Source organism: Paenibacillus sp. FW507-14B1B (genome assembly GCF_058781425.1).
Genome location: NZ_JBYSWS010000004.1, coordinates 413,198 through 439,030 on the forward strand (window position 1 = coordinate 413,198; position 25,833 = coordinate 439,030).

The window sequence follows — 25,833 nt, forward strand, 5'->3', positions numbered from 1 at the left end:
CGACCATGCAACCCATCATCTCATTTCAAGATTTCAGCTTTCGCTATAAAAATCAAACGGAGCCGACCCTCCGTCATATTACCCTTGATATCTATCCTGGGGAAAAAATATGGATCGCCGGGCCTAGCGGCTCTGGCAAATCGACTTTAGCCCATTGTCTAAATGGGCTAATTCCTTTTATGTACGACGGGGAAGTAAGCGGCAGTCTTACCGTTGGTGGAACCGATTATAAGGAAGGCGGCGTTTTCGGACGAAGCCGCACGGTAGGAACGATTTTGCAGGATTCAGATGCCCAGTTTGTTGGGCTTACGGTTGGAGAAGACACCGCGTTTGTCATGGAGAATCGAGAAATGCCACGACCACAGATGAAAAGTGCGGTTATTACCTCACTTCAAATGGTGGATATGCTGGACCGGATCGAGGATAGCCCGCACGACCTGTCGGGAGGACAGAAGCAGAGCGTATCGCTTGCAGGAGTCCTGTCAACAGATAGCGAGGTGCTCCTCTTTGATGAGCCCCTAGCTAATCTAGATCCGGCTGCGGGTAAACGTGCCATGAAATTAATCGAGAGCATTCGCCAGAATAGCGCCAAGACGGTGATCATTATTGAGCACCGTGTGGAGGATGTGTTACTCGAGCCAGTGGACCGAATCGTGCTGTTGCATAAAGGAAGCATTGTTTCGATGGGGACCCCGGATGAGCTGCTTGCCTCCGGTACACTTCGTCAATATGGACTTCGTCCGCCGCTCTATGTAGATGCGATGGAGTACGCAGGGATTTCTATTGAAGGCATTTCGAATCTGGCGGTTCCTCGTAAGCTGGACATAGACGGTGCTCAGGACAAATTGGAGAACTTCGCTAATAGCGCGAGGACTCTGCGCAAAGACACAGAACGGGAAGTTCTGCTGAGTCTTCGTCACGTAGGCTTTGGTTATGAAGCCGGAAGGTCTGTACTAGAGGATGTGAGTCTCGACATTGGTGCCGGGGAGACGGTTGCGCTGCTTGGAGCGAATGGAGCGGGGAAATCAACCTTATCTAATGTCATTACAGGTCTGCTGAAACCACGTTCTGGAGAGATACTGCTTCGGGGCGATAATATCGCCAAATGGTCGATTCGGCGTCGTGGTGAAGAGATCGGGTATGTGATGCAGAACCCGAATCGAATGATCAGCCAGCATCTCATTATAGAAGAGGTGGGCTTAGGGCTGAAAGCTCGCAAGGTAGATCCTGCAGAAATTACTATGCGTGTGGAACAAGTGCTTAAGGTATGTGGTCTGTACCCATACCGCAGCTGGCCAGTTTCGGCACTTAGTTACGGCCAGAAGAAACGCCTGACCATTGCTTCAATTCTGGTGTTACAACCGAAACTCATCATTTTAGATGAGCCAACAGCAGGGCAGGACTACCGTCATTACAAGGAGTTCATGGACTTTATCGCACAGCTTGCCGAGCAGGGGACCGCTTTTCTGTTCATCACACATGATATGTACCTCGCCCTTGAATATGCGGACCGTGCGGCGGTGCTCTGCGGTGGACGGATGATTGCTTATGGATCTCCTGCTTCCATATTAAGTGATGCAACCGTTACAGAAGCTGCCCATCTGAGGGAGACTTCATTATCCATATTTGCACGAGATAACGGGCTTGAACATCCCGAACACTTCGTAGAGGCCTTTGTGTCGCATGAGAAAAGAGGGATGTCTAGTGAGTAGAACAGGGAGTTTATATGTACCGGGGCAGTCTTTCTTTCACCGGATGGATGGAGCAGTTAAGCTTGTACTCTTTCTCATATGGACTGTTGTAGCATTCATGTTTATGGACCTGCGGATATTCACTGTGATGTTAGCCGGGGGAGCTGCAATGCTCGTATACTCTGGTGTTCCTTTTCGAAAGATGGCTTTTCTCTTCGGATTGATCGTAATGTTCTCTATTATTAATGGGTTATTTATTCTTCTCATTACACCAACGTTCGGTACAAGGTTGACGGGTACAGATACGCCTGTTATTCCTATTGGGTATGCGGTAATCAATCAGGAGACACTGTTCTATGTTCTGACTTTGTCGGCCAAATATTTGACACTGTTACCCATGACGCTGCTCTGTCTGTTTACGACGATGCCAAGTGCCTTTGCGGCTAGCCTTAACCGAGTAGGTGTTCCGTATAAGATCGCTTATGCAGTTAGCATTGCTCTGCGCTATATTCCGGATCTAATTGCAGAGTTCAAAAGCACGCTCCATTCCATGGAAGCTAGAGGGATGGGGATTTCAAAAGAAGACGGTAGCTTAGGTAAACGTCTGTCGAACCTTTCTGCTGTTGTTGTACCTGTTCTGCAATCCGCTCTTCATCGGATTGATTCCGTCACAAGCGCCATGGAACTTCGGGGTTTCGGTGCAGGTAAGAAGAGGACTTGGTATAGTGGAGGAGATATGACGGCTGCTGACTGGGTTGTTATCGGACTAGCGCTGGTTATTCTCGGTTTGGCAATTTGGCTGAGAAGCAGTGGATGGGATGCATTCTGGTATCCTTTTTCATAATGCGGGTAAGAGCGATATTCTTGGTTTGAACAATAAGGATGTTCTGATATAATTAATAAGATTGTTTAGAGAAATCGATAAGGAGTTGTCACATAAATGGCTTTAAAAGCAGGGATCGTCGGTCTGCCGAACGTCGGCAAATCCACATTGTTTAATGCGATTACACAGGCGGGGGCAGAATCGGCTAACTATCCGTTTTGTACGATTGACCCTAACGTAGGTGTGGTGGAAGTGCCAGATGAGCGATTGGACAAGTTGACTGAACTGGTACAGCCGAACAAAACCGTACCGACCGCATTTGAATTTGTTGATATTGCAGGTTTGGTTCGTGGTGCAAGCAAGGGAGAGGGCCTCGGGAATAAGTTCCTTGCTCATATCCGTGAAGTAGACGCTATCGTGCACGTGGTAAGATGCTTTGAAGATGAGAACATTACCCACGTTGACGGTAAAGTGAATCCAGTTAGCGACATTCAGACGATTAACCTGGAGCTGATTCTGGCTGACCTCGATAGTGTAGAGAAGCGTATTGACCGCACCAAGAAGAATATGAAGGGCGGTAACAAAACGTACGCACAGGAAGTCGAACTGCTAGAGCGCGTGAAGGAAGCTCTGTACAATGATCAGCCTGCCCGTAGTGTAGAGCTTAGCGATGATGAGAAACTGCTTATCCGTGATCTGCATTTGCTGACACTGAAGCCGGTACTTTATGCGGCGAACCTGAGTGAAGATGGTGTGGCTGGAGCAGACAGCAATCCTTATGTTCAACAGGTTAGAGAATTTGCTGCAGCTGAGAATGCTGCTGTTGTTCCGATCAGTGCGAAAGTGGAAGCGGAGATCGCAGAGCTTGAAGGCGAAGATAAGGCGATGTTCCTGGAGGAGCTGGGCCTTGAAGAGTCTGGTCTGAACCGACTAATTAAAGCTGCATACAGCTTGCTCGGGCTTTACACTTACTTTACGGCTGGTGTTCAGGAAGTTCGTGCGTGGACGATCCGCAAAGGAATGAAAGCTCCACAAGCGGCAGGAGTTATTCATAGTGACTTCGAACGTGGGTTTATCCGTGCGGAAGTTGTGTCTTATGATGACCTTCTGGCAGCGGGTTCGATGAACGGAGCGAAAGAGCGTGGTCAGCTTCGTCTGGAAGGTAAAGATTATACGGTGCAAGACGGCGATGTTATGCACTTCCGTTTCAATGTATAAGGTATGATGTAGAAGAACGACAGGCTTCCTTGATGGGGGTCTGTCGTTTATTGTATGGATGGAGATGAGGGTTCATTAATTGTTGGAGAAAATTATTTCCATCAATATGCTGATTTGGGTATTGTCCTTCTAGCCAAGCGGGCTGATTCATGTTAAAATAAAAAGTCGTTTGTTACTGCTGTTATGACGGTGTAAATGAAATAACTATCGTGAATAAATGACAATCTTTTGTTTGAACATACTCAGGAATATACATGTAGAGAGGTGAATTCCCTTGTTGGACCGATTGCAATCCCTTGCGGACCGTTATGAAAAGTTAAGTGAGCTGCTCTGCGATCCCGACGTTGCAAGCGACTCGAAAAAGTTGAGGGATTATTCCAAAGAACAATCCGATTTGCAGCCTGCTTACGAGGCATTTGTTGAATATAAGAATGTGATGGAAGAGCTTGATGCTGCTAAGACTATGCAGGGCGAGAAGCTGGATGATGAAATGCGCGAGATGGTGAAGATGGAAATCGATGAACTGAGCGCACGCCAGCAATCGCTTGAGGAAACCATTCGAGTGCTGCTCTTGCCGAAGGACCCGAATGATGATAAGAACGTTATCGTGGAAATTCGCGGAGCGGCTGGTGGAGACGAGGCGGCTTTGTTTGCAGCGGACTTATACCGGATGTATACCCGTTATGCTGATAGTCAGGGCTGGAAAGTGGAGCTTATGGACGTGAACTCCAATGACCTTGGTGGATTTAAGGAAGTTATCTTCCTAATCAATGGCCGCGGGGCATATAGCAAAATGAAATTTGAAAGTGGAGCACACCGTGTACAGCGTATTCCGACAACGGAATCCGGCGGCCGTATTCATACTTCTACCTCGACGGTAGCTGTATTACCTGAAGCAGAAGAAGTAGATATCGAAATCCATGATAAGGATATTCGTGTAGACACATTCTGTTCGAGTGGTGCAGGTGGACAATCCGTTAACACGACGAAATCTGCCGTGCGGGTTACTCACGTACCAACAGGTATCGTTGCTACATGTCAGGATGGGAAGTCGCAGAACTCCAATAAGGAGAAGGCGCTGCAAGTACTTCGTACCCGTATCTATGATATGATGCGTCAGGAAGAAGAAGCGAAATACTCCGGTGAGCGTAAGAGTAAGGTAGGTACCGGAGATCGCAGTGAACGTATTCGGACTTACAATTTCCCGCAAAGCCGTGTAACAGATCACCGCATTGGTTTGACGCTGCATAAGCTGGATCAGGTGATGAACGGAGAAATTGAGGAAATCATTTCGGCACTTACGCTTGCGGAGCAAGCAGAAATGATGGATAAAGGAGAATAACGCTTTGGAGAGACATGTATTTGTATCGACACCGGAGCGTAGTATAAGAGAAGCCTTCACAGAGGCTTCTTCTTTTTTAGAAAGCTGCGGGGTGATGGAGCCACAGCATAATGCGAAGCTACTGCTTGAGCATGTGCTTGGTTTAACGGGCACAGCTTATTATATGGCGTTGCCAGACTCTTTTCCGGCTGATCGCCGTGATGCTTGGGAAGCAGCTGTGAATCAGAAGGGGAATGGTGTCCCTGCACAATATATTATTGGTGAACAAGAATTTTACGGACTCACCTACGAGGTGACACCTGCTGTACTTATTCCTCGTCCTGAGACGGAACTTCTCATCGAAGCGGTGCTGGAGCAAGCTGGATCAGCACGAGGACTGACGACACTGGATATTGGCACGGGTAGTGGGGTTATAGCTGTGACACTAGCTTTGAAATCACAGGACTGGCGTGTGCTCGCGAGTGATATTTCTCCGGAAGCGCTTGAGGTGGCTCGGCGCAACGCGAAACGACTTGGCGCGAATGTGGAGTTTCGTCTGGGGAATTTACTCGAGCCTTTTACAGGCCTTGCACCGGATATTATTGTATCTAACCCGCCTTATATTCCAGCGGAGGATATTGAAGGCCTCCAGCCGGAAGTTCGTGACCATGAGCCGCGCACGGCTCTTGATGGGGGAGCTGACGGATTGAATCCTTACCGGATTATGATGGAACAGCTTTCACTACTCGCCGCACCACCACGCATCATTGCGTTTGAACTTGGCATGGGTCAAGCAGATGCAGTAGCTGATTTATTAAGGTCAGCGGGACATTGGGAACGTATTATTACAGTTCCGGATTTGGCGGGAATTGATAGACATGTATTGGGAATTTCGCTCTAATTGTCATTCGGCCCATTTTTTCTTACAATAGTAAGTATGGATGTTAAATTGCCTTTTTAGGGCGCTAGGGAGCATTGAAGCTCAGCTCAGGCAGCACAGGGGGACCGAATATGCTTCAGAAGTTTAAGAAGATTGACTTCGTGATCGTGGCCGTACTGGTCATGTTAATGATTATCAGCATTACGTCAATATATAGTGTGACCAAGGGAGATGCCAAGTTTGATGGCTCCCATATTCGAATGATCGCCTATTATATCGTTGGTTTTATCGCTTTTTTTGGAATTAGCTTGCTGGACTATCGTATCTTAATGAAATATGCGTTGTACATTTACTTAGGTGGTTTGGCATTACTCATATTCGTCATGTTCTTCGGTGCAACCATAAACGGTTCACAAGGCTGGATTAATCTCGGATTCGCTAGCTTGCAGCCAGCGGAGATGTTCAAGCTTGTACTCATCATCTTCATAACGCATGCCTTAGTTCGTAAGAATAAGCCGCAGCTATCCTTTATTCGGGATGTCATCCCCGTGGGATTACTCGCGTTCATTCCTTTTGTTCTCGTTATGGGCATCAATGACCTTGGTAATGCTCTGAGTTATGTCATCATTTTGCTGGGATTATTCTGGATTGGTAATGTTAAGTTATCACATGCATTCATTGGTTTTGTGCTTGTTGTAGGTACCGCGTTTGGCGCAGCACAGGCCTATATCCATTACCATGATGATATTAAGGCTGTGTTGGAGGAGGGGTCACGTGCGCACTGGATGGAGCGTATTGATCCGTGGCTCGTACCCGATAAAGCTACAGCTAAGGCAAGCTGGCATACGAATAATGCCAAGTTGGCGATTGCATCTGGCGGGATGAGTGGAGAAGGATTCATGCAAGGAACGTCTGTTCAGTCGGGCCGCGTACCTTACACGTATTCTGATTCTATATTCGTACAGATTGCGGAGGAATATGGCTTTATTGGATCATCGGTACTGCTTCTGCTGTATTTTATTCTGATCCACCGGATGATTCTGATTGCACTGGAGTGTAAGGATCGTGCAGGTCCATTCCTTATTGTGGGTATTGTCTCCATGTTCTTGTACCAGATATTTGAGAATATCGGTATGTTCATCGGTCTGATGCCGCTGACGGGGATCACACTGCCGTTTATTAGTTTTGGGGGTACATCGCTCGTGATCAGTATGGCGAGTATGGGTGTAGCAATGAGTGTGAAACTGCACGGACGGGAGATCGACGAGGATCTGCCACAGCCAAGCACGTATCGAACAGCGACAGCTGAGAAAAGTTAATGAGGGTCTACCAAGACCAGAAATAAGATGAATACTTAAATCCAATCAATGACCAATAGGAAAGCCCTTCGGGGCTTTTTTCTTTTCCCTACACTACGTGATTCAAAATCGGATCTGGAAATGTGAAGTATTGTGATTCAGCTTGTAATTCCTTACAATAGTAAAAGTAATTGTTATATTTCATGTAACAATGAATTAGTAAACTATCGTTTGCACAAGGAGGCATATATGCTTCAGAGAATACAAAAGATGGATTTCATTATCGTGGCTGTGCTGATCATGCTCATGTTGATTAGCGTCTCATCGATATATAGCGTTACGATTGGTACGGAACTGGAAGGTCATCATATGAAGATGCTTACCTATTACATCGTTGGTTTCCTTGCTTTCTTTTGTATGAGTCTACTAGACTTTCGTCTCCTGATTAAATATGCGCTGTATATCTATTTGGCTGGACTTGCGCTATTAGTGTTCGTTATGTTTTTTGGTGCAGACATAAACGGATCGAAGGGATGGATCAAGTTCGGCACTTCCCTTAGCCTGCAGCCAGCTGAGATGTTTAAGCTGGTCTTGATTATTTTTCTGACCTATATATTGATTCGCAAAAATAAACCTCAGCTCTCCTTTATACGGGATGTGATTCCGGTCGGACTGCTTGCCTTTCTTCCATTTGTGCTTGTGATGGGGATCAATGACCTTGGAAATGCACTCAGTTATGTGGTGATTTTGGTAGGATTGTTGTGGATTGGTAACCTCAAGTTCCTACATGCACTCATTGGCTTGGTGCTTGTAGCAGCTGTAGTTTTGGGTGGGTCTCAGGCTTATATTCATTATCACGATCAGATTAAGGAGTATCTCGGTAATGGTTCTCGTGCACACTGGATGTCTCGGCTGGATCCATGGCTTGTACCGGACAAAGCGACGACAGATGCGATTTACCATACGAAAAATGCCAAGCTTGCCATTGCATCGGGTGGTCTTAGTGGTGAAGGGTTTATGCAGGGAACGTCGGTCCAATCAGACCGTGTACCTTATACATATTCCGATTCGATCTTCGCACAGATTGCGGAGGAGTTCGGCTTTGTTGGCTCATCTATCTTGCTGCTATTGTATTTTGTTCTCATTCATCGAATGATTCTGATTGCACTGGAGTGCCGGGACCGGGCGGGGCCATTCTTGATTGTTGGAATGGTGGCGATGTTCTTATATCAGATTTTTGAGAACATAGGTATGTTTATCGGTCTGATGCCGTTAACTGGTATTACACTGCCATTTATTAGCTTTGGGGGCACCTCATTGGTGATCAATATGGCAAGCCTTGGGGTTGTGATGAGTGTGAAGTTTTATGGACAGGAAATCGATGATGATTTGCTAGAACCGAGCACATTTAAAGTGGTTGCCAAGGCGAATCAGGCACGGAATATTTCCGATTATCATTAAATCATCAATACAATACGTATAAAGAGCCCTTCGGGGCTTTTTGTGTCTCTACTCTATCTTTTTTTAATAAAATGCTAGTTTACACGTTTAACTCTCTCAATCACGGACATACTGATAGACATCATAGATTATTCTTGAGAGGTGGCTGGCGTTATGAGAAAGCATAGCGAGACACTCCGTATTATTGTTAAACAAATGATCATGCTCTTATCTATATTATTTATGATTGTGATGGCCTGGGAAGGGCAACGAATCGACGCTGCAGTAGCAGGAGGACCGATCCCGGCAGAGTCTATCCGTCTTCGGATTTTGGCTAATTCGGATAACCCGTCCGATCAGCTTGTGAAACGTGAAATCCGTGATGCAGTTGTAGCCCAAATGCAGCAGTGGGTACTTGAATTGGACAATCCGCAAAGTTTAGAGGACGCAAAAGTCTTAACTCGAAGTCATTTGCCTGAAATCCGTCAGTTGGTTGGCCAAGAGTTGTCCAAGCGTGGCATTACATATGCCTATGATGTGACACTGGGAAGCGTTCCATTTCCGACGAAGCTATATGGTGGGACAGTCTATCCCGCAGGAGAATATGAGGCTGTTCGGATTACGTTAGGTGAAGGAAAAGGACAGAATTGGTGGTGCGTATTATTCCCACCTCTATGCTTCATCGATGCAGGTAGTGGTGATGCAGCGGCTCAGCCGGTAGATGGTGAAGTGCGGACGGCTTCTGCTAAAGCGGATGACAACAACGCATCAGAGGAACGAAGTAATGCAAATTCAAGTGAACCAGAGGTGCGGTTCTTCCTGTGGGACATGTTCATAGGATTGTGGGAATGGGTGTCTGGGTTATTTGCATAAAGGAATAGAGCACTTTCTAGCTGGCAATGATTCTTACAATCGCAGTAATAATAGTTAAGGTGACAATACTAGAGTATACGGTGCAGGCTTTTAGGTGGAATTCGAATCGTCAATCACAGTAGAATATGATACACTTTTTAACAGAAGAGTGCTTTCTCTTTAGCGTTAGGGTCCGATCATGATGGGCTGCTGGTTGCTGTGAGATACAAGCGCTTTTTCTTGTGGTCAGTTAAATGCAAGATGTGAAGGGTGCATGGGTACTGAACCGATGACGATATAGCAATCCATCCTTGTGGCAATGTGAGATTAATATAGCTGCTGGATGATCTAATATATAGAAAGTTTGGGATGACAATGGATCCAAAAGAGAATCGAATCAGTGAACAGGAAATGGTTGCTCCTCATCGTGTCACCAAAATGTGGCGGATGAACATGGATGATAAATTAGATATCAGGATGAACACGATTGTTGGACGTTCCACGAAGAGTGATACTGAAAAAGATGAATCAGTTGCTTCTGGATTGCACCTAGAACAAGGGGACGCGCTTGTGCTTGAAGAAGCTGGAAGAGTGCTTGCAGCGGGTGGAACGGTAGCTTTCCCGACCGAAACGGTCTACGGTCTAGGTGCTGATGCAGGAAACACGGATGCGGTGGAGCGTATTTTTGAAGCAAAAGGTAGGCCCTCAGATAATCCACTTATCGTGCATATATCGGACAAGAGTCAGTTGGATGGCCTTGTTCTGAATGTGAATGAGACCGAACGGCGTTTGATGGAGGCCTTCTGGCCGGGACCGCTGACGCTCGTCTTGCCTGTGAAGCCCGGCGCGGTGTCTACGCGCGTAACGGCTGGGCTGGATACGGTAGCGGTGCGCATGCCGGACCATAAGGTGGCGCTGGCCTTGATCAGTGCCGCAGGCTGTCCGCTCGCTGCGCCTAGTGCGAACCGCTCTGGCCGGCCAAGCCCGACGCTGGCCAGCCATGTGTTTGAGGATCTGGCGGGTAGCATCGACGGCATTCTCGACGGCGGCCCGGCCGGGGTCGGTGTCGAGTCGACGGTCGTTCAGGCTAGCCAGGACGGTACCGTGACGGTGCTGCGCCCCGGCGGCGTCACGGAAGAGCAGCTTGCCGTATTAGCGGCAAGCGTCCAGCGCGACCCGGCGCTTGCGCGCGCCGGGAGCGCCAACAGCCCGGCGCCGCGCTCGCCGGGCATGAAGTACACGCACTACGCACCCAAGGGTGCGCTGTGCATCGTGCAAGGGCGGACGGCTGAAGCCGTGTCCGCCAAGATCCAGGCCGAGCTCGACGCGGCCCAGGCGCGCGGGGAGAAGACCGGTGTGCTGTCATTCGACGAGCACATCGGTCGCTACCGCGCGGACGTCGTCGTCTCGCTCGGCAGTTTGGCCGCACCGGAGGAAGCGGCCCACCGGCTTTACGCCGGGCTTCGCCAATTCGATGAAGAGGGCGCGACCTTTCTTCTGGCAGAGTCCTGCCCGGAGAAGGGTCTCGGCGCTGCAGTGATGAATCGGCTTCTTAAAGCAGCAGGCCATCATATTTTGCAAGTAGAATAATAACGACTATCCGGAATGATTCCTTCCTTGTCCGCATATGGTGTACAAGACCATAGGGACTTGGGGGAAATTCGGATGTTGGAATCGTCTGTCCAATCAGGGCAACTCGCGACCATCCTAATTATGGCTGTGGCACTGGGATTGGACGCATTTTCGTTAGGTATTGGCGTCGGGATGAGAGGTATTCGGCTGAGGCATATTCTGAATATCAGTCTGCTAATTGCGTTCTTCCATATGCTTATGCCGCTGATTGGGTTATTTGCAGGAAGATATGTCGGCTCTTTGCTTGGACAAGTTACAGGGCTTGCAGCGGGTGGGCTGCTCGTGCTTCTGGGTGGACATATGATCTGGAATTCTTTTCGTAAGGAAGACGGTAAGCTTGTTAATCACACCACGCTGCTAGGCATGCTGTTGTTTGCACTTAGTGTCAGCATCGACTCATTCTCTGTGGGCGTCTCCCTTGGTATGTTTGTCAAAGATGTCCTATTGATTGTGGTATCATTCGGTGTAATTGGGGGACTCATGTCGATTATGGGGCTTATGCTGGGACGACATGCAGCTAGTAAGCTTGGGGAATATGGAGAAATGATAGGCGGCGTTATTCTGCTGGCATTTGGTTTGATGTTTATAATTTGATACAATAACAGCAATGGAATTTTGGGAGGTGGAGACCGTGAAAAACATATTATTTGTCTGCACCGGCAACACCTGTCGTAGTCCCATGGCTGAGGGTATGCTGCGTAAGCTTGCCGAGGGAAGAGGGATTTCGCTCGAAGTGCGTTCCGCAGGTGTTGCCGCTGTAGAGGGCATGCCTATATCTAGTCATGCCGGGACGGTTCTTCGGGATCAGCAGATTGAAGAATGTCATAGCTCTAAACCACTCAGCACAGATCTTGTGGAATGGGCCGATATGATTCTGACATTGACGCTGTCCCATAAGCAATACGCGATTCGTCAGTTTCCTTATGCGGCGGACAAGGTTCATACGCTGAAGGAGTACGTTGAGAATGATGAGCAGGTGCTTCGGGATCTGCAAGAGCAGGACAGTCTGCTTGCATCAATGGAGATGACAAGATCACTTGGTGGTGAACTTCAGGAGCAGGACAAGGTGCGTCTAATCGAACTTAGACAGCGTATTCCGAGCTTTGACATATCCGATCCATTCGGTGGTTCACTGGAGGATTACGAGGCTACAGCAGCAGAAATTCGCTTAGCGCTGTTCCGCTTGCTGGATAAGCTAGGGAATGAGAATAAGTAGAAACTGCACGAATATATAAACATTTATCCGTTGCTTTTCTGCTGAGTTTGATTTAAGATGAAGTGGAAAAACACGGATTCCGATGTAACTGGCGACGAAGTGGATGAAACCACGATGGAGCATCGGAAACATACGGCCGGTCGCCTGGGCAAAGAGCAATTGGTGCACATTTCACGTGCGCGGACTGCTCTTTTTTTCGTCTTTTAATGACAATTTGGGTTATAATGATACAAGTTGTTGTACACGTGGTTTACATTGTTTTTGTGAATTACGGTGACAAAAGACGAAACATACAAGGGGGTTTTTCATATGAAAATCGCATTAGGCACAGATCATGCTGGTATTCGTTTGAGAGAGGAAATTTCGCAGGTTATTCGCAGTCTTGGACATGAGGTTGAAGACTTGGGTTGTGGCTGCTCTGATTCGGTTGATTATCCGGATTATGCACTTCCGGTATGTGAGAAGGTCGTATCCGGAGAAGCTGACCGCGGCATTCTGATCTGTGGAACGGGAATTGGCATGAGTATTGCAGCGAACAAGGTGCCAGGCATTCGCTGTGCACTGACGCACGATGTATTTTCGGCAAAAGCTACCCGTGAGCATAATGACAGCAACGTGCTGGCTCTCGGAGAACGAGTGGTAGGTCCTGGATTGGCAGCTGAGATTGTTACAGCTTGGCTCGGTACAGAATTTAGTCAGGGTGAACGGCATGTTGGCAGGGTTAACAAGATCAAGGCCATTGAGGAACGCTATCTGAAAGGTTAAGCTCATCGCAGGTGATGCAAGCTAATGCCTGCTTAATTCTGGCGTTAGCTTGTGTTCAGGGCGATCGCATCCATGGGGGGCTGTGACATGACAGATTACTCGAATGATCATGATTTGAAAGAGCAAACCGTGACGATTGTACGGGAGCTGGCCCAGGCTGCAGGCTTGGGACGAGGCAAAATACTGGTTATTGGAACAAGTACAAGTGAGGTTGCCGGTCGCAAGATAGGTACTGGTGGTGCGCTTGAGACGGCTCGTCAAGTATTGAATGGTATTGAGGAAGTGCAAGCTGAGTTTGGCTTTCATACTGCATTTCAATGCTGTGAGCACTTGAACCGTGCACTTGTGGTGGAACGAGAACTTCTCGAACATCTGGGACTGACGGAAGTGGCTGCTGTACCTATTCCACATGCGGGCGGGTCCATGGCTTCCGCAGCTTACCGAAGTCTTGCTGCTCCGTGCCTTGCTGAGAGCATCTCGGCACATGCCGGTATAGATATCGGTGAGACCATGATCGGAATGCATCTGCGCCCGGTTGCTGTACCATTTCGGCCTAGTATTCGTTATATCGGGGAAGCACGCGTGACCGCAGCACTGACAAGACCGAAGTTGATTGGTGGGCAGCGAGCCGTTTATCGGTTGGAGCAAGATATGAACTCCACTTCTTGTGATTAAGGTCTAGTAAGTTTGATGTTGTGATTGATGATATACCATATAAATTTTTTGAATTTGGGGAGGAAACGAAGATGATGGAGAATTTGCGTAAGCAAGACCCGGCTGTACTGGAAGCAATGGATTTGGAACTCAAACGTCAACGCAGCAACATTGAACTTATCGCTTCGGAGAATATCGTTAGTGAAGCGGTTATCGAAGCGCTAGGATCCGTGCTCACGAATAAATACGCGGAAGGCTATCCGGGTAAACGTTACTACGGTGGTTGTGAGCGTGTTGATATCGTTGAAGATCTAGCTCGCGACCGTGCTAAAGAGTTGTTCGGTGCAGAACATGTTAACGTTCAACCTCACTCAGGTGCTCAAGCGAACATGGCTGTATATTTGGCTGCTCTTAAGCCTGGGGATACGGTTCTCGGCATGAACCTCGCTCACGGTGGACACTTGACACACGGAAGTCCTGTGAATGCATCTGGTCTGTTGTATAACTTTGTAGCTTATGGTGTGCAAGAAGATACATTCCTTATCGATTACAACGAAGTTCGTAAAGCAGCTTTCAAACATCGTCCACGTTTAATCGTTGCTGGTGCAAGTGCATACCCGCGTACCATCGATTTTGAAGCGCTGGCTTCTATCGCTAACGATGTGGGTGCGCTGTTCATGGTTGATATGGCGCATATCGCAGGTCTTGTTGCAGCAGGATTGCATCCGAACCCTGTTCCACATGCTCATTTTGTTACGACTACTACGCACAAAACACTTCGTGGCCCACGTGGTGGTATGATCATCTGCAAACAGCCTTGGGCTGCTGCTATTGATAAAGCAGTATTCCCAGGCTCCCAAGGTGGACCTCTTATGCACGTTATTGCATCTAAAGCTGTAGCTTTGGGTGAAGCGCTCGAACCTTCCTTCAAAGTGTACGCACAACAAGTTGTGAAGAATGCAAAAGTACTTGCAGATACGCTGATGGCTGAAGGCCTGAACATCGTTTCTGGTGGAACTGACAACCATCTGATGCTGGTTGATACACGTAATCTCGATATTACGGGTAAGGACGCAGAGAAGGTGCTTGATTCTATTGGAATTACAGTTAACAAAAATGCTATTCCGTTCGATCCGACAAGTCCGTTCGTAACAAGCGGTATCCGGATCGGTACACCAGCTATTACATCCCGTGGTATGGATGAAGAAGCAATGGTTGAGATCGGTAAGATCATTGCCCTGACTCTTCGTCAGCCGCAAGATGAAGCTACACTTGCAGAAGCAAGCCGCAGAGTAGCTGAATTGACAGAGAAATACCCTCTTTACCCAGAGATGAAATACTAAAAATAGGTAGGCATCTTATTCTAGCCATGCATTGGCCCCGTCTTCAAAAAAAGAAGGCGGGGCTTTTTTTGAGAAAATAATATTTCAGCATTTTTTCTCGGATAACTGGAAAACCTAGTATGCTAGGATAAGTTAATGATTTGAAGCTGCCATGTTTTTCCCCATATTAGATAGAAGAAACATGATGCTTGCAGGTGTGAAATCAAGCTTGGTGATGATATAATAGATAGGATTTATGGAGCCCGCTAGAATTCATATCCATATTGAAAAACATATTGTAACCAACCGGAGGGACCTGACATGGGAAAATTGGTGATTTGTGATCACCCATTAATTCAACACAAACTGACATTTATCCGCGATATGCGGACTAACACAAAGGATTTTCGTGAGTTGGTCGACGAGGTAGCAACGTTGATGGCTTATGAAATTACTCGCAGTATACCGCTGGAATCCATTTCGGTACAGACACCTGTAGCTGAGACGGAAGGGAAAGTTATTTCAGGTCGTATGCTGGGATTGATTCCGATCCTGCGTGCTGGTCTTGGTATGCTAGACGGTGTTGTTAAGCTACTTCCAGCTGCAAAAGTGGGACATGTAGGTTTGTTCCGTGACCCTGAGACACTGCAGCCTGTAGAATATTATACGAAGCTTCCTACGGACGTCACGGAACGTGAGCTGATCGTTATCGATCCTATGCTGGCAACAGGTGGATCCGCGATTGCGGCGATTGATGTACTGAAGAAGCGTGGTTGTACCCAGATTAAGATGATGAACCTGGTAGCAGCACCAGAAGGTGTGAAAGCTGTTCAGGAAGCACATCCGGATGTAGATATCTATGTGGCTGCTCTTGATGAGGGCTTAGATGAGCATGGATATATCATTCCTGGTCTTGGTGATGCAGGAGATCGTCTCTACGGCACGAAGTAACAATCTAGAGAATATTAGAATGTTTTAAAGAGGGGGTTAACCGAACATGTCTAAAGTGAAAGTGATGACCATATTCGGCGTTCGTCCGGAAGCCATCAAAATGGCACCACTCATTCTGGAACTTCAGCGTCATCCCGAGCATATTGAATCCGTAGTATGCGTAACAGCGCAGCATCGGCAAATGCTCGATCAGGTATTGGACGTGTTTAAGATTGTCCCGGATTATGACCTCGATGTCATGAAAGACCGTCAGACCTTAAATGAAATTACCGTTAGAGTGCTGGAGGGACTAGAGCCTGTCCTGCGGGAAGCTAAGCCGGATATTGTATTGGTGCATGGTGATACGCTGACGACATTCCTTGCCAGCTATGCAGCTTTCTTGCAAAAAATACAGGTAGGTCATGTAGAAGCAGGGCTTCGTACATGGAATAAACTTTCTCCGTACCCTGAGGAGATGAATCGCCAGCTGACGGGTATACTTGCAGACATTCATTTTTCTCCTACCAACTGGTCGGCAGAGAACTTGCGCAAAGAGAATAAGAATGATTCAACCATTTATATCACAGGCAACACGGTAACAGATGTGTTTAAATACACAGTACAACCTGATTATAAACACCCTGTTCTAGACTGGGCGGCGGGTAAACGGTTGATCCTGATGACGGCACATCGCCGGGAATCACAGGGTGAACCACATCGGAACATCTTCCGTGCGATCAAACGGATTGCTGATGAGTTCGAGGATATCGCGATCGTCTATCCGGTTCATCTAAGCCCTGCGGTTAAAGAACCGGCACACGAGATCCTTGGCAATCATCCACGTATTAAGCTCATCGATCCGCTGGATGTCGTTGATTTGCACAATTTCTATCCGCATACACACCTCATTGTGACTGATTCGGGTGGTCTGCAAGAGGAAGCTCCATCGTTCGGCGTACCTGTATTGGTGCTGCGTGATACGACAGAGCGTCCGGAAGGAATCGATGCAGGAACACTGGAACTGGTGGGTACCCACGAAGAGGATGTATATGCACGTACGAAAGCTCTGCTAACGGATAAAGCGTTGTATGACTCTATGAGTCAAGCCGCAAATCCATACGGTGACGGGCAGGCATCGGAACGTATTGTCAATGCGATTTTGCACCATTTTGGGGTCGTGAATGAGCGTCCGGAAGAATTTCACACAATGTTCACAAAAGCATAATAATGTGTATTCTCGTGACAAACATCACAGCATACAGTTGAACTGTACGGTTCTGGCGGCATTTTGCGCAGTTTGGACTGCGCAAAATGCTTGATTTTATATGCTAAAACGCTGTTATCGATTCATTGACAAAGCATTGTTATATTAAGTAAAATGAGTTGGGATTAGAGGTTCATATGAAAAATCCAAATAGTCAAGATTCCCCTTGGTTGATTGCACTTTACATTAGTAGTGCCGGAGGATTGCTGGCAGTTTACATCCTGATCGGTTTTTTCGGTGGGAAGTGGCTGGCTGATTTGCTGGACGGGCCCAGATATTGGCTCGCGATTGGAACCGTTGCAGGGCTCTTTGTAGGGATTTTGAATATTGCTCTTCTCATTAAAAAGTTTTTGGGGGCGCAAAGTGAATGATTTGACATCCATTGTGAACGCTGTTTCCAGAGTGACGATACTACTATTGTCTGCATTATTACTGGGTTGGGCTTTATCCCCTGATTATCGTCCGATTCTCTCGGGCTTGATCATGGGCATGGCAGCGGGTTTGTTTAACGTACGCTTCCTTTCCATTAAAGTGCGGCAGCTGGCACAATTGGCGGTCAGCCAAGACAACAGACGGTATAGCTTTGGTTTTATAACTAGACTTTGTACCGGATTCTTGATTGTAGTCATCGCAGCGAAGCTGGAGCAGGTATCACTCGGCGCAACCATTGCCGGTCTGTTCATTCCCCAGTTGTTGACCATTCCTGTCAGCATTATATTTGGCTTGAGAAACAATCATTGATCAGCGCTAATTGGAAAGGGGTGAAAACAAAATTATGCACGATTCACCGATTATTAATCTTGGCGGATTCAATATCGATTTGTCAGCAGTACTCATGCTTCTTGTAACTGGAGTAGTAGTCTTCGTACTTGCATGGCTGGCAACTCGTAATTTATCTGTCGAAAACCCTTCCAAACTGCAAAACTTTATGGAATGGGTAGTGGAATTTGTACAAGGCGTTGTGTCAAGTGCTATGGACTTGAAAAAAGGGAAACCATACATATCCTTGGGATTGACACTCATTTTGTTCATTTTCGTAGCCAACATTCTGGGACTTCCGTTTTCAGTGATAACTACAGTGCCAGACGACTTCACAGTTTTCGGTCAACCGCTTGTGGGAGTTCAACACCATGAAGTGTTGTGGTGGAAATCACCAACTGCAGACATCAACGTTACGGCAGGTCTTGCTATTGTCGTATTTATCTTGATGAACTATCTGGGTCTGAAGCTGAACCGCAAACATTACCTGAAGCACTACATCGAGCCATTCCCAATCTTCCTGCCACTCAATATTATTGAGAACTTGGCAAAACCGATTGCGTTGGCAATCCGTTTGTTCGCAAACATTTTTGCTGGGGAAGTATTGATTTCCGTCATACTGAAAATTGGATTCTTCGGGGTTCCGTTCCTCGCTGCTTGGCAAGGTTTCAGTATCTTCATTGGCGCACTACAAGCGTTTATCTTCACAATCTTAACAATGGTTTACATTGCGCAGACTACGATTCACGAAGAAGAGCATTAATAAACTCGGCCGGATAAGCCCCTTAAACAGGGTGGTTTCGAAAGAGATATATTATAGTTTAAAACTAAAAGCACAATTTTAAGGAGGATATTTAACAATGGAATTTTTGGCAGCAGCTATTGCAGTAGGTTTGGGCGCACTTGGCGCAGGTCTTGGTAACGGTATGATCGTAAGCAGAACGGTAGAATCTATCGCTCGTCAACCAGAAGCACGTGGTCAATTGCAGACTACAATGTTTATCGGTGTAGGTATCGTTGAGGTTATTCCTTTGGCAGCTACAGTTATCGCGTTCTTGATCATGTTTTCTTAATAACAATACAACGGTTTGGCGGGGAGGGCCGATGCCATCCGCGCCTTCGTTTTGTTAGGAAATGCACTTCGCAATAATGGAAAGGAGTGACTTTAATGGCAATTCATTGGGAGACAATTGTAATCTCTATAATTGCGTTTATTATTTTGTACTTCCTGCTCAACAAGTTTGCATTCGGTAAATTGTTTGCCATTATGGAACAGCGCCGTGAGCTGGTTATGAATCAGATGAACGAAGCAGCTGAGACGCGCCAGAAGGCGATTACTTATGTAGAAGAGCAGAAACAAGCGTTGGAGCAAGCTCGTAAGGATGCTCATGAGATCATCGAGCGTTCCAAGCAGACTAGCGACAAACAAGCTGAACAGATTATGGAATTGGCTAAAGAAGAGGCTGCACGTCTTAAATCCGAAGCTGTTCGCGACATCGAGAACGAGAAGAACAAAGCGGTTGCAGAACTCCGCAACGAGCTGGGTGCTGCATCTGTGAAGATCGCATCCAAGTTGATCGAGCGTGAAGTGAAGAGTGACAAGGCTCAGGAAGAATTGGTTGATCAATACCTTAAAGAGGTAGGAGGCAGACCATGAGCCAAGAAACGGTAGCAGCCAAGCGGTATGCGCGGGCGCTGTTCGAAGTTTCGGCTGAGCAGCAGAAGGGTCTGGAAGTGGAACAAGAATTGAGAGCCGTCGTGTCTGCTATTGAGGGAGACGCCGACATTCAAAAATTCATTTCCACGCCGAATGTTCCCCGTTCCGTTAAGATGGATGTCTTGAACAAGGCACTTGCAGGGAAGATATCGAAGCCTGTTCTGAATACAATTGAGCTGCTTCTGGAAAAAGGACGCACTGGACTGTTCGCTGAACTGTTGAACAGCTACGTGAAAATTCAGGGAGCTAGCCTCGGAATGGCCGATGCCACAGTATATTCCACATACCCGCTAAGTGATCGGGAGAAGGAACAAGTGGCTTCGGAATTCGGACAACTGGCACAGCAAAAGATCCGCGTGACCAATGTCGTTGACGAGAGTCTGCTGGGCGGCCTTAAGGTCGCTATCGGCGATAAGCTATATGATGGCAGTTTGTCAGGCAAGCTGGACCGTCTTGAAAAGTCTTTTAACAGACAAGCATAGTAGATAGGGGTGAAAACGTTGAGTATCAGACCTGAAGAAATTAGTACTTTAATTAAAAGTCAGATTGAAGAATATAAATCTGACATTGCTGTCTCCGAAGTAGGAACAGTTATTCAAGTAAGTGACGGTATTGCTCGCGTATATGGCCTAGAGAACGCTATGTCCGGGGAATTGCTAGAATTCCCTAACGGCGTCTTAGGTTTGGCGCTCAACCTTGAGGAGAGCAACGTCGGGGTCGTAATCTTGGGACCTTATACCGACATTAAAGAAGGCGATCAAGTAAAACGTACAGGCCGCATCATGCAGGTTCCTGTAGGTGAAGCATTGCTAGGTCGCGTTGTAAACCCACTGGGTCAACCTGTTGATGGTAAAGGGCCGATCGCGGCTGCTGAATACCGTCCAGTAGAGAGCAACGCACCAGGTGTTATCGATCGTAAATCGGTACACGAGCCAATGCAGACAGGTATCAAAGCGATTGATGCGATGGTTCCAATCGGCCGCGGACAACGTGAGTTGATCATTGGTGACCGTCAAACAGGTAAAACAACGATCGCTATCGACACAATTCTGAACCAAAAAGGTAACGGCGTGAAATGTATTTACGTTGCCATTGGACAGAAACAATCCACAGTAGCACAGGTTGTTGAAACATTGCGTCGTCACGGTGCTTTGGAGTACACAATCATTGTAACTGCATCGGCTTCCGAGCCATCTCCATTGCAATACATCGCTCCTTATGCGGGCTGTGCAATGGGTGAATACTTCATGTACAAAGGCGAGCATGCCTTGATTATCTATGATGACTTGTCGAAGCAAGCTGCGGCATATCGTGAATTGTCCTTGCTCCTTCGTCGTCCTCCAGGCCGGGAAGCTTACCCAGGTGACGTATTCTACCTGCACTCCCGTTTGCTAGAGCGCGCTGCGAAGCTTAGCGATGAGCTCGGCGGTGGTTCATTAACCGCATTGCCATTTATTGAAACACAAGCTTCCGACGTATCAGCATACATCCCAACGAACGTAATTTCGATTACTGACGGACAGATCTTCTTGGAGTCTGACTTGTTTAACTCTGGTCAACGTCCAGCGATCAACGTGGGTATTTCCGTATCCCGTGTCGGTGGTTCTGCACAGATCAAAGCGATGAAGAAGGTTGCGGGCGGTTTGAAACTTGACCTGGCTCAATACCGTGAACTTCAAGCGTTCTCCCAGTTCGGTTCCGACTTGGATAAATCCACATTGGCTCGTTTGAACCGTGGTTCAAGGCTGATGGAAATTCTGAAACAAGGCGTTAACCAACCACTTTCTGTTGAACAGCAGGTTGTCAGCCTGTATACAGCAGTAAAAGGACATCTTGATGATGTTGAGGTTTCTAACGTTCGTCGTTTCGAGAAAGAATTCTTGTCGTTTGTTGAGAGCAACAAACCAGAAATTCTGCAATCGATCCGTGATACTAAAGACTTGGTAGCGGATAATGAGAATGCACTTAAAGCGGCAATTGAACAATTTAAAAAAGGTTTTGCAGCTTCGGTGTAAGCTCCTCAGCTGTGCAATAGGAGGGGAGCCGAGCAATGAAATGCTCGGCATCCTCTTTCAACATATGGATGAAGGCTTTGGTCTAGCCAAAGCTAGGTTATGGCTAATAAAGTTAGCTTTGGCTTCGCCAAAGTTTTGTTATTGCTTACGAAGTAACTTTGGCTCCGCCAAAGTTTAGTTTACGCTTACGAAGTTAGCTTTGGCTTCGCCAAAGCTTTAAGGTTAATGCTTTCGAAGTAACTTTGGCTCGCCAAAGTTTTGAGGTGGTGAAAACATGGCAAGAGGATTACGTGACATTAAACGGCAGATCAAAAGTATCCAGAACACCAAGCAGATCACCAAAGCAATGGAGATGGTTGCTGCTGCGAAGCTGAGAAGAGCACAGGAGAAGGCAACCGCTGCCCTTCCTTACTCTGAAAAGCTGAAAGAAGTAGTAGGCAGTATCGCGGCTGGAACCAAGGGAATCAGCCATCCTATGCTGGAGAAACGTGAAGTTAAGAAAACCGGTTACTTGGTTATTACCTCGGACCGCGGACTTGCTGGAGCGTCTAACTCTAATATTTTGCGTAAAGTATCGGGTATTATTGCAGAACGTCATCAGTCGAAAGATGAGTACTCTATCTTCGTGATCGGACGTAAGGGTCGTGATTATTTCCGTCGCCGTGAACTCCCGGTTGTGGAAGAGCTGACGGAACTGTCTGACAGTCCTACATACGGGGACATTAAGTCCATCGCTAATGCAGCTGTTCGTCAGTATGAGTCTGGTGAAATTGATGAGTTGTACATTTGCTACAACAAGTTCGTCAATGCTTTGACTCAAGATCCGGAAGTAAATCAGCTTCTGCCAATGGAGAACATTGGTGGAGGAGTTAATGTATCGAGCTACGAATATGAGCCATCACCAGAAGGTGTACTGGAAGTGTTGCTTCCGAAGTACGCAGAAACGCTCATTTTCAGTGCGATGCTGAATGCAAAAGCTAGTGAGCTAGGTGCAAAAATGACGGCAATGGGAGCTGCGACGAAGAACGCAAGCAAGCTGATTGGCGATCTGACTCTGACTTACAACCGTGCCCGTCAAGCAGCCATTACTCAGGAGATTTCCGAGATCGTGGCTGGAGCCGACGCTCAATAATTAGATTGTACAAGATTCCGTTAATAGATACGCGGCACGTTGTGCCGCTTTACGATGATCGTTCGTCATATAAGGCGAACGGGTAGGAGGGAAAACGAAAAGATGAACAAAGGACGCGTTGTCAGCATTACAGGCGCTGTAGTTGACATTGAATTTCAGCGCGGTCAGCTTCCAGAGATCTTCAACGCTATCAAAATTGAAGGCACATTGGAAAGCGGCCGTTCTATTGATCTGACTTTGGAAGTATCCAACCATTTGGGTGACAATCTGGTTCGTTGTATCGCGATGTCGTCAACAGACGGTCTTACTCGTGGTCTAGAAGCAGTAGATTTGGGTGCACCTATCACTGTTCCTGTAGGATCCGCTACACTGGGTCGTGTATTTAACGTACTGGGTGAGCCTATCGATAATGCAGGTGCTGTAGTTTCTGAGGTTAGTAACCCGATTCACCGTGAAGCTCCAGCTTATGATGAGCTTTCCACACAAGCAGAAATGCTTGAAACAGGTATCAAGGTTATCGACTTGCTAGCTCCATACCAAAAAGGTGGTAAAATCGGCCTTTTCGGTGGTGCGGGTGTAGGTAAAACCGTTGCGATTCAAGAGCTTATCAACAACATCGCTCAAGAGCACGGCGGTATTTCCGTATTTGCTGGTGTAGGTGAGCGTACTCGTGAAGGTAATGACTTGTACCACGAGATGACAGATTCCGGCGTTATCAGCAAAACAGCGATGGTGTTCGGACAGATGAACGAGCCTCCAGGCGCACGTCTTCGTGTAGCATTGACAGGTTTGACTATGGCTGAGTACTTCCGTGATCAGGAAGGAAAAGACGTTCTTTTGTTTGTAGACAACATCTTCCGTTTCACACAAGCAGGTTCCGAAGTATCCGCCCTTCTCGGCCGGATGCCTTCCGCAGTAGGTTACCAGCCAACGCTGGCATCCGAAATGGGTCGTCTGCAAGAGCGTATTACTTCCACCAAAAAAGGTTCTGTTACTTCCATTCAAGCAATCTACGTACCAGCGGATGACTATACGGATCCAGCTCCGGCTACGACATTTGCTCACTTGGATGCAACAACGAACCTGGAGCGTAAGATTTCCGAGAAAGGTATCTACCCAGCGGTAGATCCACTTGCTTCAAGTTCACGGATTCTTGCACCTGAAATTGTTGGTGAAGAGCATTACAATGTCGCTCAAGGCGTTAAGCAAATTCTTGCTCGCTACAATGAGCTTCAAGATATTATCGCAATCCTGGGTATGGATGAGCTTAGCGAAGACGATAAAGCTATCGTTAACCGTGCTCGTCGTATCGAGCGTTTCCTTTCCCAACCGTTCCACGTTGCGGAGGCGTTTAACGGTATGCCAGGTACTTATGTACCAGTTAAAGAAACCATTCGCAGCTTCAAAGAGATTCTGGAAGGCAAGCATGACCATCTTCCAGAAGCAGCTTTCCTATTCGTTGGAACAATCGAAGAGGCAGTGGAAAAAGCAAAAACTATGTAAGCTGACGCTCCGTGATATGCGGGTCGTCCCGTAACTTACGAACGGCGCCTGCTACGCGAGTTTTCTGCGGAAAACGGTGAGGAGGGATGGAAGTGAGCACCTTTTTGTTAGAGATCGTAACACCGGACCGACTCGTTTATTCAGAGCAGGTTAATAGTGTTACGGTGCGCGGGGTTGAAGGAGAACTGGGTATTTTACCAGGACACATCCCGTTTGTTACTCCACTTCAGGTAGCACCTGTGTTCGTGAAGATCGGAAACGAAAGAACCCCGTTTGCAGTACAAGGGGGCTTCGTGGAAGTCCGCAAGGACAAGGTTGTTATTTTGGCGGAGAGTGCTGAGAGAGCAGAAGAGATCGATCTGGAGCGTGCGGAAGCCGCAAAAGAACGTGCTGAAATGCGTCTGAAAGCCGGCAAACGACAAGATGAAATCGACCACCGTCGTGCTGAATTAGCTCTACAACGGGCTATGAACCGGATTAAAATCTCCGGTGGCAATAATCAATAGAATCAAAGGCAGTCCGCTGTTACAAGCTGGACTGCCTTTTTTTGTGTTCATTCATATAAGTACTCCAATCATTGCATAATATGAATGGGACGACTACGTAGCCAATTAGATCATTTATATGACATTCTGATCAAAATATTTTATTTCCGAGGAAATGGCATTAGAAAGTACTGGATTCTTGCCGCGCTGACAAGTATTATAGAAGGGTCGGTCCTTTTGGGGATGGTATACCTGAGAATGAGGAGGGAGCAATGAATCAAGATATTTCAAACACTGTCTCTGGTGCGGTTGGCGTTAGCGGACTATTATCCATTATCATTTCGCTTGTCTGCATAGCGCTGGCGTGGTGGGCATTGCAAACCTTAAAGTTAGATTTGGTTATCCGCAATCCCAAAAGCCCTCAAGGTAAGTTGCTTCACTTACTGCTTGCCGTGGTACTTGGTCGTTTTGTAGCCGAATTTTTAATCGACTATATGATGTGGAGCCAAATGATTCGATATATGTTTTAAACTGATGTACACGAGTGAAAGCTATTTTTATGAAAATGTTTTGAATGTTGTTTGAATGGTTATATCTCTTTAGGATAACTCAGCGCAAGTTGTCGAATAAACGCATTTTATTATGTCAACAATGAATAATAAATACACGGTCTGTAAAGTTAACACGACTTACGGACTATTAAAGATTACATGAACATTCACATGCTCATAATCTGCGTCACCAAGACAGAAATCTTGCATAGGCTATTCTGAGGACTGGGCTTCACATAACCATATGTTATTTACCAAATATGATCAGGAATACACCTAATAATTTAGGTAATGTTTTCCTGACAACAGAATTAGTCCTATAATCGCTTGTAACGTTGAAATCAACAATGATAAGATGGCATTTA

The 25,833-nt window shown here is 46.9% G+C and carries 27 protein-coding genes and 1 riboswitch; all 27 genes read left to right on the top strand.

Annotation, left to right across the window (positions count from 1 at the left end; translation table 11 throughout):
- Window positions 1-5: 5 nt before the first annotated feature.
- The 27 genes from AC3WJJ_RS20555 to AC3WJJ_RS20685 all read left to right on the top strand — a co-directional run bounded on the left by AC3WJJ_RS20555 (window position 6) and on the right by AC3WJJ_RS20685 (window position 25,447).
- Window positions 6-1,712: an ABC transporter ATP-binding protein gene (locus AC3WJJ_RS20555; RefSeq protein WP_492543521.1), complete on the top strand. Its 1,707-nt coding sequence runs from the start codon at window positions 6-8 to the stop codon at window positions 1,710-1,712.
- Window positions 1,705-2,535 carry an energy-coupling factor transporter transmembrane component T family protein gene (locus tag AC3WJJ_RS20560; protein ID WP_492543522.1) on the top strand — a complete coding sequence of 277 codons (831 nt, stop codon included), beginning with the start codon at window positions 1,705-1,707 and terminating at the stop codon, window positions 2,533-2,535. Before AC3WJJ_RS20555 ends, AC3WJJ_RS20560 begins: the two co-directional genes overlap by 8 nt.
- A gap of 96 nt (window positions 2,536-2,631) precedes the next feature.
- Window positions 2,632-3,732, top strand: coding sequence for a redox-regulated ATPase YchF (gene ychF / locus AC3WJJ_RS20565; RefSeq protein ID WP_492543523.1), 1,101 nt, complete (start codon window positions 2,632-2,634; stop codon window positions 3,730-3,732).
- Window positions 3,733-4,006: 274 nt separating this feature from the next.
- The gene (gene prfA / locus AC3WJJ_RS20570) at window positions 4,007-5,074 is read left to right on the top strand and encodes a peptide chain release factor 1 (protein WP_422658631.1); all 1,068 of its coding nucleotides are present in this window, start codon (window positions 4,007-4,009) and stop codon (window positions 5,072-5,074) included.
- Between the two features lie 4 nt (window positions 5,075-5,078).
- Complete coding sequence (gene prmC, locus AC3WJJ_RS20575) at window positions 5,079-5,954, top strand: peptide chain release factor N(5)-glutamine methyltransferase (protein WP_422658630.1); 876 nt, start codon at window positions 5,079-5,081, stop codon at window positions 5,952-5,954.
- Between the two features lie 110 nt (window positions 5,955-6,064).
- Window positions 6,065-7,252 carry an FtsW/RodA/SpoVE family cell cycle protein gene (locus tag AC3WJJ_RS20580; protein WP_492543524.1) on the top strand — a complete coding sequence of 396 codons (1,188 nt, stop codon included), beginning with the start codon at window positions 6,065-6,067 and terminating at the stop codon, window positions 7,250-7,252.
- Between the two features lie 228 nt (window positions 7,253-7,480).
- Window positions 7,481-8,692, top strand: coding sequence for an FtsW/RodA/SpoVE family cell cycle protein (locus AC3WJJ_RS20585; RefSeq protein WP_492543525.1), 1,212 nt, complete (start codon window positions 7,481-7,483; stop codon window positions 8,690-8,692).
- 153 nt (window positions 8,693-8,845) lie between these two features.
- Window positions 8,846-9,544 carry a stage II sporulation protein R gene (gene spoIIR, locus AC3WJJ_RS20590; RefSeq protein WP_492543526.1) on the top strand — a complete coding sequence of 233 codons (699 nt, stop codon included), beginning with the start codon at window positions 8,846-8,848 and terminating at the stop codon, window positions 9,542-9,544.
- A gap of 354 nt (window positions 9,545-9,898) precedes the next feature.
- Window positions 9,899-11,113 (top strand): L-threonylcarbamoyladenylate synthase, encoded by a 1,215-nt coding sequence (locus AC3WJJ_RS20595; RefSeq protein ID WP_492543527.1) that lies wholly within the window; start codon window positions 9,899-9,901, stop codon window positions 11,111-11,113.
- Between the two features lie 75 nt (window positions 11,114-11,188).
- A complete protein-coding gene (locus AC3WJJ_RS20600) occupies window positions 11,189-11,749 on the top strand; it encodes a manganese efflux pump MntP (protein WP_492543528.1) in 561 nt (186 codons plus the stop codon).
- Between the two features lie 37 nt (window positions 11,750-11,786).
- Entirely contained in the window at window positions 11,787-12,371 is a 585-nt protein-coding gene (locus AC3WJJ_RS20605) for a low molecular weight protein arginine phosphatase (RefSeq protein WP_492543529.1), read from the top strand.
- A 74-nt stretch (window positions 12,372-12,445) separates the two neighbouring features.
- Window positions 12,446-12,528, top strand: a riboswitch (ZMP/ZTP riboswitch).
- 152 nt (window positions 12,529-12,680) lie between these two features.
- The gene (gene rpiB / locus AC3WJJ_RS20610; RefSeq protein ID WP_422658623.1) at window positions 12,681-13,136 is read left to right on the top strand and encodes a ribose 5-phosphate isomerase B; all 456 of its coding nucleotides are present in this window, start codon (window positions 12,681-12,683) and stop codon (window positions 13,134-13,136) included.
- Between the two features lie 87 nt (window positions 13,137-13,223).
- On the top strand, window positions 13,224-13,811 hold the full coding sequence (locus tag AC3WJJ_RS20615; protein ID WP_492543530.1) for a TIGR01440 family protein: 588 nt from the start codon (window positions 13,224-13,226) through the stop codon (window positions 13,809-13,811).
- A gap of 71 nt (window positions 13,812-13,882) precedes the next feature.
- Window positions 13,883-15,133 (top strand): serine hydroxymethyltransferase, encoded by a 1,251-nt coding sequence (glyA, locus tag AC3WJJ_RS20620; protein WP_492543531.1) that lies wholly within the window; start codon window positions 13,883-13,885, stop codon window positions 15,131-15,133.
- 300 nt (window positions 15,134-15,433) lie between these two features.
- Window positions 15,434-16,063, top strand: coding sequence for a uracil phosphoribosyltransferase (gene upp, locus AC3WJJ_RS20625; RefSeq protein ID WP_422658620.1), 630 nt, complete (start codon window positions 15,434-15,436; stop codon window positions 16,061-16,063).
- Window positions 16,064-16,109: 46 nt separating this feature from the next.
- The gene (gene wecB, locus AC3WJJ_RS20630; RefSeq protein ID WP_422658619.1) at window positions 16,110-17,267 is read left to right on the top strand and encodes a non-hydrolyzing UDP-N-acetylglucosamine 2-epimerase; all 1,158 of its coding nucleotides are present in this window, start codon (window positions 16,110-16,112) and stop codon (window positions 17,265-17,267) included.
- 176 nt (window positions 17,268-17,443) lie between these two features.
- Window positions 17,444-17,677 carry an AtpZ/AtpI family protein gene (locus AC3WJJ_RS20635; protein WP_422658618.1) on the top strand — a complete coding sequence of 78 codons (234 nt, stop codon included), beginning with the start codon at window positions 17,444-17,446 and terminating at the stop codon, window positions 17,675-17,677.
- On the top strand, window positions 17,670-18,047 hold the full coding sequence (locus AC3WJJ_RS20640) for an ATP synthase subunit I (RefSeq protein ID WP_492543532.1): 378 nt from the start codon (window positions 17,670-17,672) through the stop codon (window positions 18,045-18,047). The genes AC3WJJ_RS20635 and AC3WJJ_RS20640 overlap by 8 nt, the downstream gene beginning before the upstream one ends.
- A 34-nt stretch (window positions 18,048-18,081) precedes the next feature.
- The gene (atpB, locus tag AC3WJJ_RS20645) at window positions 18,082-18,828 is read left to right on the top strand and encodes a F0F1 ATP synthase subunit A (protein WP_492543533.1); all 747 of its coding nucleotides are present in this window, start codon (window positions 18,082-18,084) and stop codon (window positions 18,826-18,828) included.
- 97 nt (window positions 18,829-18,925) lie between these two features.
- On the top strand, window positions 18,926-19,138 hold the full coding sequence (gene atpE, locus AC3WJJ_RS20650; protein ID WP_007128780.1) for a F0F1 ATP synthase subunit C: 213 nt from the start codon (window positions 18,926-18,928) through the stop codon (window positions 19,136-19,138).
- A 95-nt stretch (window positions 19,139-19,233) separates the two neighbouring features.
- A complete protein-coding gene (gene atpF / locus AC3WJJ_RS20655; RefSeq protein ID WP_492543534.1) occupies window positions 19,234-19,722 on the top strand; it encodes a F0F1 ATP synthase subunit B in 489 nt (162 codons plus the stop codon).
- Entirely contained in the window at window positions 19,719-20,264 is a 546-nt protein-coding gene (locus AC3WJJ_RS20660; protein ID WP_422658613.1) for a F0F1 ATP synthase subunit delta, read from the top strand. The genes atpF and AC3WJJ_RS20660 overlap by 4 nt, the downstream gene beginning before the upstream one ends.
- 18 nt (window positions 20,265-20,282) lie before the next feature.
- Window positions 20,283-21,797: a F0F1 ATP synthase subunit alpha gene (gene atpA / locus AC3WJJ_RS20665; RefSeq protein ID WP_492543535.1), complete on the top strand. Its 1,515-nt coding sequence runs from the start codon at window positions 20,283-20,285 to the stop codon at window positions 21,795-21,797.
- A gap of 274 nt (window positions 21,798-22,071) precedes the next feature.
- On the top strand, window positions 22,072-22,929 hold the full coding sequence (gene atpG / locus AC3WJJ_RS20670) for an ATP synthase F1 subunit gamma (protein WP_422658611.1): 858 nt from the start codon (window positions 22,072-22,074) through the stop codon (window positions 22,927-22,929).
- Between the two features lie 102 nt (window positions 22,930-23,031).
- Window positions 23,032-24,432, top strand: a complete 1,401-nt coding sequence (atpD, locus tag AC3WJJ_RS20675; protein ID WP_422658610.1) for a F0F1 ATP synthase subunit beta — start codon at window positions 23,032-23,034, stop codon at window positions 24,430-24,432.
- 92 nt (window positions 24,433-24,524) lie between these two features.
- The gene (locus AC3WJJ_RS20680; RefSeq protein ID WP_422658609.1) at window positions 24,525-24,938 is read left to right on the top strand and encodes a F0F1 ATP synthase subunit epsilon; all 414 of its coding nucleotides are present in this window, start codon (window positions 24,525-24,527) and stop codon (window positions 24,936-24,938) included.
- Window positions 24,939-25,189: 251 nt separating this feature from the next.
- Window positions 25,190-25,447, top strand: coding sequence for a DUF1146 family protein (locus AC3WJJ_RS20685; protein ID WP_422658608.1), 258 nt, complete (start codon window positions 25,190-25,192; stop codon window positions 25,445-25,447).
- Window positions 25,448-25,833 lie beyond the last annotated feature (386 nt).